The 15,074-nt window shown below is 71.5% G+C and carries 13 protein-coding genes; 9 read left to right on the plus strand and 4 right to left on the minus strand.

The window, feature by feature from the left end:
- Positions 1-27 precede the first annotated feature (27 nt).
- Complete coding sequence (locus DEJ21_RS14560) at positions 28-624, minus strand: hypothetical protein (RefSeq protein WP_111225080.1); 597 nt, start codon at positions 622-624, stop codon at positions 28-30.
- A gap of 189 nt (positions 625-813) precedes the next feature.
- Between DEJ21_RS14560 and DEJ21_RS14565 the strand changes: the two genes are divergently transcribed.
- The 5 genes from DEJ21_RS14565 (at position 814) to DEJ21_RS14585 (ending at position 6,138) form a co-directional block, all read left to right on the plus strand.
- The gene (locus DEJ21_RS14565) at positions 814-1,716 is read left to right on the plus strand and encodes an ABC transporter permease (protein ID WP_111046864.1); all 903 of its coding nucleotides are present in this window, start codon (positions 814-816) and stop codon (positions 1,714-1,716) included.
- Between the two features lie 3 nt (positions 1,717-1,719).
- Positions 1,720-2,949, plus strand: coding sequence for an ABC transporter ATP-binding protein (locus DEJ21_RS14570; protein ID WP_111022340.1), 1,230 nt, complete (start codon positions 1,720-1,722; stop codon positions 2,947-2,949).
- Positions 2,868-4,043, plus strand: coding sequence for a glycosyltransferase family 2 protein (locus tag DEJ21_RS14575; RefSeq protein ID WP_220036581.1), 1,176 nt, complete (start codon positions 2,868-2,870; stop codon positions 4,041-4,043). Before DEJ21_RS14570 ends, DEJ21_RS14575 begins: the two co-directional genes overlap by 82 nt.
- A 74-nt stretch (positions 4,044-4,117) precedes the next feature.
- The gene (locus DEJ21_RS14580) at positions 4,118-5,287 is read left to right on the plus strand and encodes a glycosyltransferase family 1 protein (RefSeq protein ID WP_220036582.1); all 1,170 of its coding nucleotides are present in this window, start codon (positions 4,118-4,120) and stop codon (positions 5,285-5,287) included.
- Positions 5,284-6,138, plus strand: coding sequence for a glycosyltransferase family 2 protein (locus tag DEJ21_RS14585; RefSeq protein WP_071406439.1), 855 nt, complete (start codon positions 5,284-5,286; stop codon positions 6,136-6,138). Before DEJ21_RS14580 ends, DEJ21_RS14585 begins: the two co-directional genes overlap by 4 nt.
- A 462-nt stretch (positions 6,139-6,600) precedes the next feature.
- Here the strand turns inward: DEJ21_RS14585 and DEJ21_RS14590 are convergent, their stop codons facing one another.
- From DEJ21_RS14590 to DEJ21_RS14600, 3 genes are all read right to left on the minus strand, one after another.
- Positions 6,601-8,313: a glycosyltransferase gene (locus DEJ21_RS14590; RefSeq protein WP_146247809.1), complete on the minus strand. Its 1,713-nt coding sequence runs from the start codon at positions 8,311-8,313 to the stop codon at positions 6,601-6,603.
- 122 nt (positions 8,314-8,435) lie between these two features.
- Positions 8,436-9,299 carry a glucose-1-phosphate thymidylyltransferase RfbA gene (gene rfbA / locus DEJ21_RS14595; RefSeq protein ID WP_110863310.1) on the minus strand — a complete coding sequence of 288 codons (864 nt, stop codon included), beginning with the start codon at positions 9,297-9,299 and terminating at the stop codon, positions 8,436-8,438.
- Positions 9,300-9,313: 14 nt separating this feature from the next.
- Positions 9,314-9,922 (minus strand): dTDP-4-dehydrorhamnose 3,5-epimerase family protein, encoded by a 609-nt coding sequence (locus DEJ21_RS14600; protein WP_071406436.1) that lies wholly within the window; start codon positions 9,920-9,922, stop codon positions 9,314-9,316.
- Positions 9,923-10,007: 85 nt separating this feature from the next.
- Between DEJ21_RS14600 and DEJ21_RS14605 the strand changes: the two genes are divergently transcribed.
- Genes DEJ21_RS14605 through rfbB form a run of 4 tightly spaced genes read left to right on the plus strand, consistent with a single transcriptional unit; the run spans position 10,008 to position 15,070 of the window.
- Positions 10,008-10,949, plus strand: coding sequence for a glycosyltransferase family 2 protein (locus DEJ21_RS14605; RefSeq protein WP_071406435.1), 942 nt, complete (start codon positions 10,008-10,010; stop codon positions 10,947-10,949).
- Entirely contained in the window at positions 10,939-12,498 is a 1,560-nt protein-coding gene (locus DEJ21_RS14610) for a glycosyltransferase family 39 protein (RefSeq protein ID WP_111225083.1), read from the plus strand. The genes DEJ21_RS14605 and DEJ21_RS14610 overlap by 11 nt, the downstream gene beginning before the upstream one ends.
- Positions 12,495-14,087 carry a glycosyltransferase family 39 protein gene (locus DEJ21_RS14615; RefSeq protein WP_111225084.1) on the plus strand — a complete coding sequence of 531 codons (1,593 nt, stop codon included), beginning with the start codon at positions 12,495-12,497 and terminating at the stop codon, positions 14,085-14,087. The genes DEJ21_RS14610 and DEJ21_RS14615 overlap by 4 nt, the downstream gene beginning before the upstream one ends.
- Complete coding sequence (gene rfbB, locus DEJ21_RS14620; protein ID WP_071406432.1) at positions 14,084-15,070, plus strand: dTDP-glucose 4,6-dehydratase; 987 nt, start codon at positions 14,084-14,086, stop codon at positions 15,068-15,070. The genes DEJ21_RS14615 and rfbB overlap by 4 nt, the downstream gene beginning before the upstream one ends.
- Positions 15,071-15,074: the final 4 nt, after the last annotated feature.

A 15,074-nucleotide genomic window follows, 5' to 3' on the forward strand; every position in this document is an offset into this window, starting at 1 on the left:
GGGTGCGGGGGGTGCGGGGGGTGCGCATCACGGGACCTCGGCGGTCAGGGGGTCGGACGTCGTCGACGCGGAGCCGACGGCGTAGGTCAGGGTGACGGACCAGGTGCCGCTCGACACCTTCGCCGCGGGGAACGACACCTGCGCGCAGTTCACCGACGAGGCACTCGCCTGGGCGGTGCTCGTGGCGGTGCGCGTGACGCCGTCCTTCGTCGCGGTGAAGGTGCACTTCCCGCTCGTGTCGGTCGTACCGGAGACCAGGCCACCGGCCTGGAGGGTCTTCGAGCCGGTGTCCCAGCCGGCGAACGTGACGACGGACGTGGCCGGGTACTCCGACGGGTCGGTGTCCGGCTGGTTCGTCGCGCCGCTGCCCGGGAACGCACCGGGGGTGTCGTCGTCGGAGGCGCCGGCGTCGTCGCCGGACCCACCGTCGGTCGGCGTCGAGGCCGCGTCGGTGGGCGCCGAGGTCGCCGAGTCGTCGTCCGTCGGGGTCGCACTCGGGGTGCGCGAGACGGACGCGGACGGCGACGGGGTGGCGTCGTCGCCACCACCGGAACAACCGGCCAAGAGGAGACTGAGTGCACCGACCACCGCGAACGCAGCGATCGGCCTGGATGCGAGGAGCATGCTGACGGGCCGTCCTGTGGATGTTGACAAGGGTCCGGGTTGCAACAACGGTAACTCGAAAGTGAAGGTTGAGGGTTGGATCGGCCGGAATCACCCCCACTCGGGGTGCACGACGACCGTCGCCCAACCCCGTCCCGCGGGCCCGGTGAGTATGCTGTTCCGGTCCTGCCCCCACGAACGAAGAGACGTATGGTCGACCAAGCCCGCATGACCGCGCTCGCGAAGGAACCCCTCGTCGTGATCGGCGCTCCGACGAGCGCCTTCCGCGGGACCTTCCGTGAGCTGCGCGACGTCTTCCGGCAGCGCGAGATGCTCGGCATGCTCGTCCGACGTGACCTGAAGGCCCGGTACAAGGACTCGGCACTCGGGTTCGTGTGGACGCTCGTGCGCCCGCTGACCCAGCTGCTCATCTACTACTTCGTCATCGGCAAGGTCCTCGGCGCCGCCAACGGCATCGACAACTTCGCGATCTACGTCTTCACCGGCCTGACCGCCTACACGCTCTTCAGCGAGATCGTCGCCGGGTCGACCGGGTCGATCGTCGGCAACTCCGGGCTGATCAAGAAGGTCTACGTCCCGCGCGAGGTCTTCCCGCTCGCCAGCGTGGGCGCGGCCCTGGTGAACTTCACCATCCAGTTCGCGATCCTGCTGGCAGCGACGGTCGTCATCGGCGTCTTCCCGTGGCACGAGGGCCTGGTCTACCTGATCCCCTCGCTCGCGGTGATCCTGGTCTACGGCGCGGCCATCGGCCTGGTGCTGTCCGCGCTCAACGTGTACCTGCGCGACGTGCAGTTCGTCATCGACGTCGGCCTGATGGTCCTGCTCTGGGCCTCGCCGATCGTCTACTCGTACTCGCGGGTGGTCGCCACCGTGAACGCCGACTGGCTCCTCACCCTCTACACGAACAACCCGCTGACCCTGTCGGTGCTGGGCCTGCAGAACGCCATCTGGCTGCACGACCCGGCCGACGTCACGTACCCGGACCACCTGATGCTGCGGCTGGGGATCGCGTTCGTGATCGGCGTCCTCTGCCTCATCGGTGCGCAGCGGATCTTCTCCCGCCTGCAGGGCAACTTCGCGCAGGAGCTCTAGACCATGGCCATCAGCACTCCCGTCGCCCCGACGACCGCCGGCGAGACCGCCGAGCGTCCCGACGTCATCGTCATCGACCACGTCCGCAAGCGCTTCACGGTCCGCAAGGACAACACCCTGCGCGAGCGCATCGTCACGCTCGGCCGCGCCGGGCGGAAGCACCGCCAGGACTTCTGGGCACTCGACGACGTCACGGTGTCGATCCAGGCCGGCTCGACCGTCGGGCTCATCGGCCAGAACGGCTCCGGCAAGTCGACCCTGCTCAAGGCGATCGGCGGCATCATCCAGCCGACCTCCGGCACCGTGTCCCGCCGCGGTCGCCTCGCCGCCCTGCTGGAGCTCGGCGCCGGGTTCCACCCCGACCTGTCCGGCCGCGAGAACGTCTACCTGAACGCGAGCCTGCTCGGCCTGAGCCGCAAGCAGACCGACGAGAAGTTCGACGACATCCTGGCGTTCTCGGGCATCGGTGACTTCATCGACACCCAGGTGAAGTTCTACTCATCGGGCATGTACGTGCGGCTCGCGTTCGCCGTCGCCGTGCACACCGACCCCGACGTCCTGCTCGTCGACGAGGTCCTGGCCGTCGGTGACGAGGCCTTCCAGCGCAAGTGCCTGGACCGCATCCGCACCTTCCAGGAGGCCGGCAAGACGATCATCATCGTCACGCACTCCCTCAGCCAGGTGCAGGAGATGTGCGACCGCGTCGTCCTGCTCAACAAGGGCAAGGTGCTGCACGACGGTGACCCCGTCCAGGCCGTCAGCATGTTCCGCGAGGTGCTCGAGGAACGCCGTCAGGGCGAGCTCAGCACCGACGTCGCCGTCGGCCGGGGCAAGGTCATCGGCGCGAGTGTGCGCGTCGACGGCAAGGAGCCCCGCGCCGAGGTCATGCCGGGCGACGACCTCGTCGTGGACATGGAGTTCGAGCACCTGGACGGCATCGCCGACTGGGAGGCCGCGGTCCAGATCAACAACGCCGGTGGCCAGGTCGTCTACGGCACCACCACCGGCATCATGGGCCTCGAACTGCAGCCGCTGCACGGTCGCCGGAAGCTCCGCCTGCGGATCGCCGACACCGCGTTCGGCACCGGCAAGTACTTCATCAACGTGTCGATGATGGACTCCGCCGGGCGCCACCTGCACGACATGCCGGAGTGCGACTCGTTCGAGGTCCCCGGGTTCGAGCACGCCGTGGGCACGGTCTACGCCGAACCCTCGATCGAGGAGCTCGACTGACCCCGGACGACGGTGACACCGGGTCCCGCGCCGACGGCACGACCCGTGCCGGCTCCGCGCCCCGGACCGACGGCACGCTCCGCACCGCGGTCGTCGTCGTCAACTGGAACCGCGCCGACCTGACCACCGCGGCCGTCCGCGCCGTGCTCGACGAGGGCACGGCCGACGACGTCATCGTCGTCGACAACGGGTCGTCCGACGACTCCGTCGCGGTGCTCCGCCGCGCCCTGCCGGACGCCACCGTCATCACACGAGACGACAACGGCGGCTTCGCGGCCGGTGCCAACACCGGCATCCGGCACACGGACGCCGACGTCGTCGTGCTCCTGAACAACGACGCCGTGCCCGCACCGGGCTTCGTCGCGGCGCTCCGCGACCACCTGGCGCACGCCGGGCCCGAGGTCGCCGCCGTGACGGGCCGCATCGTGCTCGCCGGACGCTGGACGGGCCTCCCGGCCGGGGTGGAGCCCGCACCCGGCCAGCGCGTGCTGCGCGACCACGACGGCCGTCGCTGGACGCCGTCGGCGGACGGCGAGGTCCGGCTCAACTCGACCGGCGTCCGCGTCGACCGCGACGGCAACGGGATGGACCGCGACTGGTTCGCGCCCGTCGACCGGGTCGCCGACGTCGACGTCTTCGGGTTCTCCGGCGGCGCGTCCGCGCTGCGCCGAACGGCGCTGGACGACGTCGGCCTGCTCGACGAGTCCCTGTTCATGTACTACGAGGACACCGAGCTCGCCTGGCGGCTGCGCCGCCGCGGCTGGCGCGTCGAGCACGCGGCCGACGCGGTCGTCGAGCACGACCACTCGGCGTCGTCCGGCGTGCAGAGCGACCTGTTCGTCTTCCGGAACGCGCGCAACCGCATCGTCGTCGCACTCTGGCACGCCCCGTGGCCGACCGTCGCGCGGGCGAGCGTCCGCACCCTGGTGCGCGGCCTGCGCGGGCTGGCCTCCGGTCGCACCCGCCGGGAGGCGCGGCTCGTCCTGACGGCGTTCGCGGACGTCGCGGGGACCCTGCCGGTCCACCTCGCGCGCCGGCTGCGCGAGACCCGGCGCGCGTCCGTCCCGCGCCGCAGCGTGGACCCGGGCGCATGAGTGCAGCGGGCTATCCTGGACACTCCCCCGTCGACGGCCCCGGCCACGACGTCCCCGCCCGGAAGGAACCACGCGTGCCGCAGCTCACCGTCCTCGTCGACGGGACCGCGGTACCGCAGGCGCTCGGCGGCGTCGGACGCTACGTCGAGGGGGTCGTCTCGCACCTGACCGATTCGTCGCTCGACGTCCACCTGGTCGTCCGCCCCGTGCACGCTCCGCACTTCGCCGCCGTCGCGCCGCACGCGACCGTGCACACGGCGCCGGGCTGGACCGACTCGGTGCCCCTGCGGTTCCTGTGGGAGCAGACCGGGCTGCCGGCGCTCGGCCGTCGGATCGGGGCGCAGGTGCTGCACTCCCCGCACTACACGTTCCCGTTCGGCTGGCGCGGCGGGTCCGTCGTCACGCTGCACGACGCCACGTTCTTCTCGAACCCCGAGTGGCACTCGCGCCTGAAGCGCACCTTCTTCACCTGGTGGAGCCGCCGGTCCCTGCGCACCCGACCCGTCGTCATCGTGCCGAGCGCCGCGACCGCGACCGAGGCCGCCCGGGTCGTGACCGGCATCCGCGCCGACGTCCGGGTCGCACCGCTCGGCGTCGACCGCACGGTGTTCCACGAGCCCGACGTCGCCGCGGTCGAGGACGCCCGGATCGCCGCCACCCTGCCCGAGGGTGCCCCGTGGATCGCGTTCCTCGGCACCATCGAACCGCGGAAGAACGTCACGGCGCTGCTCGACGCGTACGCCTCGGTGCGCGCCGCACGTGCGGCAGCCGGGTCGGACGGTGGCCCGGGTTCGGAGACCCCGTGGCTCGTGCTGTCCGGTGCCCGCGGCTGGGACGAGTCGGCCATCGCGCGGCTCGACGCCCTGCAGCCCACCGACCACGTCATCGAGGCCGGCTACCTGCCGCTCGAGGACCTCGCCGGGTTCCTCGGCGGAGCGGAGTTCGTCGTCTACCCGTCCCTCGGCGAGGGCTTCGGGCTGCCCGTGGTCGAGGCGATGGCCTCCGGCGCGTGCGTCCTGACCACCCGGCGGCTGTCCCTGCCCGAGGTCGGCGGTGACGCGGCCGTCTACAGCGAGCCCGACGCGACCGCGCTGGCGTCCGCGATGACCGCGCTGCTGGACGATCCCGCGCTCGTGGCGTCGCACCGTGCGGCGGCGCTGACGCGGGCCTCCTCGTTCACCTGGGAGGCCACGGCAGCCGTGCACGTCGAGGCCTACGAGTCCGTCGCCGGGGGTGCGCGGTGATCCGGGTCGCGGTGCTGACGGTCACCTACAACACAGGCGAGACCATCCGGCCGTTCCTGGCGAGCGTCGCCGGTGCCTCGAAGGACCCGGTCGCCGTCGTCATCGCGGACAACGGTTCGGCCGACATCGACGCACTCCGGGCGATCGGTGAGTCCTACGGCGCCGTCGTGGTGTCCTCCGGCGGCAACCGCGGCTACGGCGGGGGGATCGACGCGGCACTGAGCGCCCTCGACGACGTGCTGCCGGACGTCCGCCCGGAGTTCCTGCTCGTGACGAACCCCGACGTCGTGCTCGGCGAGGGCTCGATCGACGAACTCGTGGCCGCCGCCGACCGGTTGCCGTCGGGTGGGTCGTTCGGGCCCCGGATCCTCGACGACCAGGGCGAGACCTACCCGTCCGCCCGGCAGCTCCCCTCGCTCCGGACCGGCCTCGGCCACGCGGCGTTCTCGCGGTTCTGGCCGGCGAACCCGTGGAGCCAGCGGTACTGGTCCACCACGAAGGTCGTCGAGCGCGAGGCCGGCTGGCTCTCCGGCGCGTGCTTCCTCATCCGGACGTCGCTCTTCCGCGAACTCGACGGGTTCGACGAGTCGTACTTCATGTACTTCGAGGACGTCGACCTCGGGCAGCGCGTCGGTCGGTCGGGACGAGCGAACGTGTACGTCCCCTCGGCGGTCGTCACCCACACCGGAGCCCACTCGACGTCGTCCAACCGGCGCCGCATGGAGATCGAACACCACCGGAGCGCGTACCGGTTCCTGTCGCGGAAGTACCGGGCGTGGTGGCTCTGGCCCCTGCGTGTCGTGCTGCACGCGGGCCTCTCGCTCCGCGCCCGCTGGGTCACGCGCAAGTAGCTCCCGCTCGCGGGACGCTGCGCGCGGGGTCTGCGCGCGGGGTCTGCGCGCGGGGTCTGCCGTCGCGCCCCCGCACGGGCATCGCGCCCCGACTCCCCGGGGCGCAACGCCCGCAGCGGGGTGCGCACATCGGTCGCGGCTTCGGAGGCCCCGGTTCGATCGCGTTCCGCACAACCGGAGTCCACGCGAACCGCGGGATTGCGCGGCTCGAACACACTTTGGTTGTGCGCCGGCACGCGCACGCGTCCACCGCGGCGGTTCCTCCGCGGTGCGCCCCCGCGCGGGCATCGCGCCCCGACTCCCCGGGGCGCAACGCCCGCAGCGGGGTGCGCACATTGGTCGCGGCTTCGGAGGCCCCGGTTCGATCGCGTTCCGCACAACCGAAGTCCACGCGAACCGCGGGATTGCGCGGCTCGAACACACTTTGGTTGTGCGGAGCGTCGCGCGGCGGGCCGGACGGCGTCAGGTGCGGCGCGGGTGCAGGCGGGCGCGCTCGGCGCGGGCCGCCGCCAGCAGCACGGCGGCACGGGCCTCGAAGGAGTGCTCGGCGGCGATGCGCTCGGCCACGGCGGCCCGCTCGGCAGCCGAGGGCCACGCGCGCGCCGGGTCGAGCAGGTCGGCCAGCTCGTCACGGGAGCCCGCAACCTCGAGGGTCGGGACGTCCAGCACGTCGGACAGCCCGGCCACCGGGTCGGTCACGACGACTCCCCCGGACGCCAGCACGTCGAACACCCGGTTCGACACGAAGCCCCCGGCGGCCATGTCGGGCCAGTGGTCGTTGAGCACCACACGCGCCGAGGCGTAGGCCGCCGCGACCTCGGGCCGGGTCAGCGACGGTTCGCCGAGCGACTCCGCGGGGACGACCTCTCCCCAGCCCGGACCGTGCACGCGCAGATCGGCACCGAGCGCGACCGCGTCGGACACGATGGGTCGCGCGGCGCCGCGGGTCGACCCGACGAACACCACGTGGTCGGCATCGGGGCTCGTCGCCGTGCGCGCGCCCGGGTGGAACACGGCCGGCTCGGTCGCCTGCAACAGGGTCCGGACCGGCACGCCCGCACGCGCAGCGGCTGCGGCTGCCCACACCGGCCCGGCCGCGAAGGCCGCGTCGAACGACCGCAGTTCCGTGTCGGCGACGTCGTCGGGATGGCTGATCACCCAGAGCAGGTTCACCGACGCCGGGTTCGGCGGCACCCGGTCGAGGCCCCGGATCACCAGCGTCACGTCGTCCGAGGCATCGTCGGCCCGCACGTGGGCGTCGCGTCGGTCGATCCGGACGCGCTGCCCCAGCCGCTCGAGTGCCCCGGCGAGCTCGGCGGCGAAGTGCACGTCGCCCCAGCCGTCATCCTCCGGCCCGGCGGGCGCAGCGATCTTGAGCGACCAGGTGAGGTGTTCGGCGTCACCGCCGGTCACGCGCGCGGCCGGGGCCACAGGCCGGGCGCCCCAGGGCGGCAGGGGCGGTCCGGCGACGACACCGTCGCCCTCGGACGCGCGGTCGCGCCAGGCGGTGAACGCGTCGACGGTCGCGGCGTCGACCGTGCGGCCGGCCTCGACCGAGCGGGTCGCCTCGCCGACGACGCGCACCGGTCCGCCGTGGGCATCGGCGACTGCGCGGCTCCAGGCCGTCAGGGTCATGCGTTCGTCCGGGAGGCACGGTGCCGGCACCAGCGCAGCCCCCGGCACCGAGAGCACCGGCTGGTCCGCCGCGAAGACGGTGTCGACGCCGGTCTCGGTGTCGACGCGGTCGTCCGACCACGGCAGGGCGCCGGGGCGCAGCAGCCGGGCACCGGAGCGGAGCGTGCCGTCCGGCATCCGGACCCGGGCCTGCGCGACCGAACCCGCCGCCGCCAGCGCGTGCAGTGCCGGCACGTCGACCGACACCGAGGTGTCGACCACCACGAGCGTCCGGCCCACACCGGCTGCGACACCGGCGTTGATCGCCGAGCCGAGGCCGTCGACGGGTTCCGGTCGGACCCACGGCAGGCGACGGCCGAACGGGTCGACCGGCGAGGCATCCGCGACGTAGCTCACGGCGCGGACGTCGACCCCGCGGCCGAAGGCATCACGGGCGACCGACACGAGCCGGGCGACCTCGGCGTGCCGGTCCGAACGGGTCGTGACGAGCACCGTGACGTCCTGGTCCAGCCGCGGCAGCGGGTCCGGGAACCCGGTCACGGGAACGACGGACGCCGCCGTCACGGACGCGGGACGGGCCTCCTGGCCGGGGTGGCCGGAGGCCGTCGCATCCGGACGGCGGCGTCGACCGAACCAACCAGGGGCGGGGGTCACGTGCGGAGCTAGACGCCGAGGAGTCGCTGCAGGTAGACGCCGTAGCCGCCCTTGACCAGCGGCGCGGCGAGCTCGGCGAGCTGCGCGTCGTCGATCCAGCCGTTCCGCCAGGCGATCTCCTCGATGCAGCCGATCTTGAAGCCCTGACGGTCCTCGATGACCTTCACGTACTCCGACGCCTGCATCATCGACTCGAACGTGCCGGTGTCGAGCCACGCGGTGCCGCGGTCGAGGACCTGGACGCCGAGCTCGCCGGCCTCGAGGTAGCGCTCGTTGACCGTGGAGATCTCGAGCTCGCCGCGGGCGCTCGGCTCGATCGTCTTGGCGATCTCGATGACCTTGTTGTCGTAGAAGTACAGGCCGGGGACGGCGTAGTTCGACTTCGGCTCGGCCGGCTTCTCCTCGATGGAGACGGCGGTGAAGTCGTCGTCGAACTCCACGACGCCGTACGCCTTCGGGTCGGCCACGTGGTACGCGAAGATCGTCGCGCCCTGGACGTCGGTGTTCTTCCGGAGGTTCGTGCCGAGGCCGGTGCCGTGGAAGATGTTGTCGCCGAGGACGAGGGCGACGCTGTCGTCGCCGATGAACTCCTCGCCGATGACGAAGGCCTGCGCCAGACCGTCCGGGGACGGCTGCACGGCGTACTCGATCTCCATGCCGAACGCCGAGCCGTCACCGAGCAGGGCCCGGAACTGGTCGTTGTACTCCGGCGTCGTGATGACCAACACCTGTCGGATGCCCGCCATCATCAGGGTCGACAGGGGGTAGTAGACCATCGGCTTGTCGTAGATCGGCATGAGCTGCTTGCTGATGCCCTTGGTGATCGGCCAGAGGCGCGTGCCGGAACCGCCGGCGAGGATGATGCCCTTCATCGGTGTCCCGTCCCTTACTTCTTCGTCCGGAGCGACTCGGTGTACGCGACGCACTCCTCGTACGTCGGCAGCAGGCCCTGTGCCGCGGCTTCCTCGAGGGTGGGGGCGCTGGTGTCCTTCTCGGACAGCACCAGCTCGCCGAGGCCCTCGGGCAGGTCGAGCCCGACCGTCGGGTCGAGGATCGTGATCCCCTTCTCACGCTCGGGGTTGTAGTGCGCGCTGACCAGGTAGTTCACGGTCGACTGGTCCTCGAGCGCGACGATCGCGTGGCCGAGCCCCTCGGACAGGTAGACGGCCTTGCGGTCGACGTCGTCGATCCGGACGGAGTCCCACTGGCCGAACGTCGGGGACCCGACGCGGATGTCGACGATGTAGTCGATGAACGCCCCGCGCACGGCGGTGACGTACTTCGCCTGGCTCGGTGCGACGAGGGCGTAGTGGATGCCGCGGGCGACACCGGCCGCGGAGATCGACATGTTCACCTGGCGGAGGTCGAGCGGGTGACCGACGGTCTCCTCGAGCACGTCGGCACGGTACGCCTCGAGGAATGCTCCTCGTGCGTCGCCGTGCTGGACGGGCGTGAACTCCCACGCGCCAGGGATCTTCAGTTCGCGGATCTGCACCGGGGAAGCCTAGCAAGCCGTGAGTTCGCATAGGCTGTCATGGTTCTGCGCATTGCCGACTCCCGAAACGAGACCAAGCGAGCCCGTGAAGCTATTCGTCCAGATCCCCTGCCTCAACGAGGAGAACACCCTCGCCAGCGTCATCGACTCCATCCCGCGGGAGATCGACGGCATCGACGAGATCGAGATCCTCGTGATCAACGACGGCAGCACCGACCGCACCGTCGAGGTCGCCAAGGAGCACGGCGTCAAGCACTTCGTGCACCACACGACGAACATGGGCCTCGCCCGCTCGTTCCGTGACGGCGTCGACTACGCGCTGCTGCACGGTGCGGACATCGTCGTGAACACCGACGGGGACAACCAGTACCCGCAGGCACAGATCGCCGAGCTCGTGCAGCCGATCCTCCGGAAGGAAGCCGAGATCGTCATCGGCGACCGGCAGACGCGCACCATCGAGCACTTCTCCGGCTTCAAGAAGGTCATGCAGCGCTTCGGCTCGTGGGTCGCCAGCCGCGCTGCCGGGCTCGACCTGCCCGACGCGGCCAGCGGGTTCCGCGCGTACTCGAAGTACTCGCTCATCCGCCTGAACATCGTGACGCGCTTCAGCTACTGCATGGAGACCATCGTGCAGGCCGGCTACAAGCGCCTGGCGATCGCGTCGGTGCCGATCACGACGAACCCGAAGACCCGCGAGTCGCGGCTCTTCAACAACATCTTCCAGCACATGTTCGAGTCCGGCTCGGCGATCGCCCGCGTCTACCTGATGTACCGGCCGATGGCCCTGTTCCTCTGGGTCGCCGCGGTGCTCGGTGCGCTCGGGCTCTGGCCGCTCATCCGCTACCTGGTGCTCCTGGCGATGCAGACCGGCGGCAACCACCTGCAGTCGATCATCCTCGGTGTCGTCCTGCTCATCACGGCGCTCCTCTCCATAGTCATCGGCGTCGTGGCCGACCTCACCCGCCTCAACCGCACGCTGGCCGAGGAGCAGCTCGACCTGCAGAAACTGCAGCGGTATGGCGACTGACACGGCCCCGGCCGTGTCGCGCTCCGACGTCCGACCCGCGGTCGGGCGGCGCGAGCGCATCCTCGTGATCGCGTTGACGGTGGCGTTCGCCGCCGTCCTCGCGGTCTGGGCCGTCGTCACCACGACGTACAAGGCCCCGGACGAGCCGACCCACGTCGATGCGGTGCTGCACCTGGCGATCGGTGACGGCTGGCCGGCGCCCGGCGCGATGCACTACCTCAACGCGGTGCACGACACCCAGATCAGCAACATGCGGCAGTCGACCGACGTGAACCAGACGTGGGGCGAGCTGCTCCGCGAGTTCCCGGGCGTGCACCCGACGAGCATCGACCAGATGTCGCAGCACCCAGCCACGTACTACGCCCTGGCCGCCGGGGTCCTGCAGCTGGTGCACTTCGAGGACCTCCGCTGGGACCTCGCCGTCATGGTGCTGCGACTGTTCGACGCCCTGCTCGTCCTGCCGCTGCCGTTCCTGGCATGGGCGACCGTGCGTCGGCTGACGCGGTCACCACGGGCCGCCCTGGTCGGCGGTGCCGCGGTGTTCGCCCTGCCCGAGGTCGCCTCGATCGGCACCTCGGTCACGAACGACGCGCTCATGCTGCCCTTGGCCGGGGCGCTCGTGTACTTCGTGGTGCGACTGCTCACCGGCGACCTGCGGGTGCGCACGACCATCTGGATCGGGCTGCTGCTCGGCGCGATGCTGCTCGTCAAGGGCACCGCACTCCCCGCGATACCGTTCGTGGGCATCGCCGTGATGGCCGCGGGCTGCACCCGGGCGACCGTCTGGCGGAACGCGCTGCGGACGCTGTGGACCCTGGGGCTCGCCGCCGTCGTCGGTGGCTGGTGGTGGCTGCGCAACGTCCTCGTGTACCGCGACATCCAGCCGGACGGCATGGCCGGTGCACGTCCGCCGATGCCGTTCCCGGCCGGCACCGCTGCCAGCCCCGAGGTGTTCCTCCGCGACTACTGGAACGGCGTCACGCGCACCTTCTGGGGCAGCGTCGGCGGTCTCACCCAGTTCCAGCTCGCCCAGGTCCTGATCGACGGGCTGACCATCGCGTCGATCGTCGGCATCGTCGTCTGGGGCTTCCGCCGCGGCCCGTCGCTCCGCCCGGCGATCGTGCTGGCGTCGTTCCCCGTCATCCTCATCGCCCTGCACCTGCAGAGCGGGTGGGGCGGGTACGTCCGGAGCACCATCGTCGCGGGTACCCAGGGGCGCTACTACTACCCCACGCTCATCGCCCTCATCGCCCTGAGCGCCCTCGCCTGGCGCCGGGTCACCGTGACGGCAGCCGGCACCACCCGACTCGCCGTCGGGATGTCGATCGCGGCGATGGCCATCGCGCTGTACGGCGTCGTCTACGCGCTGCGGGCCTTCGGGCGCGACGCCGCCTTCTGGGTCGACGAGTTCGCGGTCGGCCGGTTCGACCGCTACGGCATGGTCCCCGCCGGCACGAACTTCACCCTCGTCGCCGTCGCCGCGGTCGCACTGACCGTCACCGCCGTGCTGCTCGTCCGGTTCATGCGTCGTCCGGAGGTGCTCGCGTGAGCGCCCGCCGACCGCCCGTCGGCCGGCACGAGTGGGTCCTGCTCGGCACCGTGACGCTGGCCTGGCTCGCCTTCCTGCTGGCCTTCGCCCTGGTCACCCCGGCCTTCGGGGCACCCGACGAGCCCGCACACGTCGACGCCGCGTTCCGCCTCGCGCTCGGACTCGGCTGGCCGCACGGCGGCGAGATGCACTACCTCGCCGCCGTGCGCCAGATCGTCGAGCACCCGGTCCCAGCCGTCGACCGCCCCACGGTCGACGCGCTGCTGGCGGCGGTGCCCGGGGACTCCCCGGCGATCGACCCGATGTCCCAGAACCCGCCGACGTACTGGTTGGTGGCCGCCGGGATCCTGCGCGTCATCCGGTTCGGCTCGCACGACTGGGCGACCTCGGTGCTCGTGCTCCGCGTGTTCGACGTGCTGCTCGTCACCGCGCTGCCGGTCCTGGTCTGGGCGACGGTCCGTCGGGTGACCCGCTCGCCCCGCACCGCACTCGTCGCCCCGGTCCTGCTCTTCGCCGTCCCGCAGCTGGCGCAGGTCACCTCCGGCGTCACGGTGTGGGCACCGGTCGTCCTGCTCGGCGCCGTGCTCGTCTGGCTGAGCGCACGCGTGCTGACCGGCGACCGTTCGTGGTGGACCACCGCCGGGCTCGCCGTCGCCGTCACCGGACTGGCGGCCCTGAGCGCGCTGGGGCTCCTGGCGATCCCGTTCGTCGTCCTCGTGTCCGCCCTGGCACCGGGCCGGACGTGGGGCCGCCGGGGCCTGCACGCCGGCGTGGTCGTCCTCGCTGCCGTCGCCGTGTCCGGCTGGTGGTGGGTGCGGACGCTGCTCGTGAGCGGGACGCTCCTGCCCGACGCCCTGCGCGCCGTCACGACCGTGCAGCCGTACCCGGCGGGCGGTGCGAACCCCGGGGCGTTCGCCGGGCGCCAGTGGGACGGCCTGACCGCCTCGTTCTTCGGCGCACTCGGTGCGAACCAGTGGCCGTTGCCGGCGATGGTCATCGACACGCTCGCGGTCGTCGGACTGGCCGTCATCGGGTGGTCGTACGCCCGCCGGGCTCCGAGCCGCAGGGTGACCACGATCCTGCTCGTCTGGCCGACGGTCGTCCTCGTCGCCACCCTCGCCTACAACTGGCGGAACTACCTCGGCACGCACCAGGGCAACGGGCTGCAGGGCCGGTTCCTGTTCGTCGCGGTCGTCGCGCTCGTGCTCGCCCAGGCGGTCGCGTGGCACGCCCTCGTCGTCCGTCCGGAGCTCCGCCGACGCCTGGCCCGGCTGGCGGTGATCGGTTCGCTCGCGATCGGCACGTACGGCATCGGCCTGACCTACCGCGGCGGGTGGGAGAACACGCAGTTCCGCATCACACCCGGCGGGATCTCCGCGATGGCCGGCGGCGCGGTCGCCGGGCCGTTCGCGATCCTGCTGGTCGCCATCGTGTTCGCGGCCGCCGCAGTCGCGACCGTCGTCCTGGTGTGGCGCACCGTCGCCGAGCCGGGAGCACCCGCCACCGCCGCCGAGCCCGCCGCCCCCACCAGCGGCCCGCTAGAATCGCCGCCGACCCACGAACCGACCGTCAGGAAAGAGAACTCGTGAAGATCCTCGTCACCGGAGGAGCCGGCTTCATCGGCTCGAACTTCGTCCGCCGCACGCTGGAGGACGCGTACCCCGGCCTCGAGGGCGCCGAGGTCGTCGTCTACGACGCACTGACCTACTCCGGCAACGAAGCGAACCTCGCCCCGGTCGCCGACTCCCCCCGCTACACCTTCGTGCACGGCGACATCCGCGACGCCGCGAAGCTCGACGAGGTCGTCCCGACCGTCGACGCCATCGTGCACTTCGCCGCCGAGTCCCACGTCGACCGCTCGGTCCGCGACTCCGGCATCTTCGTCGAGACCAACGTCGTGGGCACCCAGCGTCTGCTCGACGCAGCCCTCCGCCACGGCACCGAGCGGTTCGTGCACGTCTCCACCGACGAGGTCTACGGCTCCATCAGCGAGGGCTCGTGGGACGAGGAGCGCCCGCTCGAGCCGAACTCGCCGTACTCGGCGTCGAAGGCAGGCAGCGACCTGCTCGCCCGCAGCTACCACCGCACGCACGGGCTGAACCTCTCGATCACGCGCTGCTCGAACAACTACGGGCCGTACCACTTCCCCGAGAAGGTCATCCCGCTCTTCGTCACCAACCTCATCGACGACGTGCACGTGCCGCTGTACGGCGAGGGCAACAACATCCGCGACTGGCTGCACGTCGACGACCACACCCGTGGCATCGCGATGGTCCTGACCCGTGGCCGCGCCGGCGAGATCTACAACATCGGCGGCGGCACCGAGCTGACCAACAAGGAGCTCACGCAGCTGCTGCTCGACGCGACCGGCAAGGACTGGTCGTACGTCGACCGCGTCGCCGACCGTCTCGGCCACGACCTGCGCTACTCGGTCGACATCTCGAAGATCCAGGCCGAGCTCGGCTACGAGCCGCTCGTGCCGTTCGAGCAGGGCCTGGCCGACGTCGTGCAGTGGTACCGCGACAACCGCGCCTGGTGGGAGCCGCTCAAGCAGCGTGCGGCCCTGAGCTGAACCG

The organism is Curtobacterium sp. MCSS17_006 (genome assembly GCF_003234215.1).
Classification (GTDB): domain Bacteria; phylum Actinomycetota; class Actinomycetes; order Actinomycetales; family Microbacteriaceae; genus Curtobacterium; species Curtobacterium flaccumfaciens.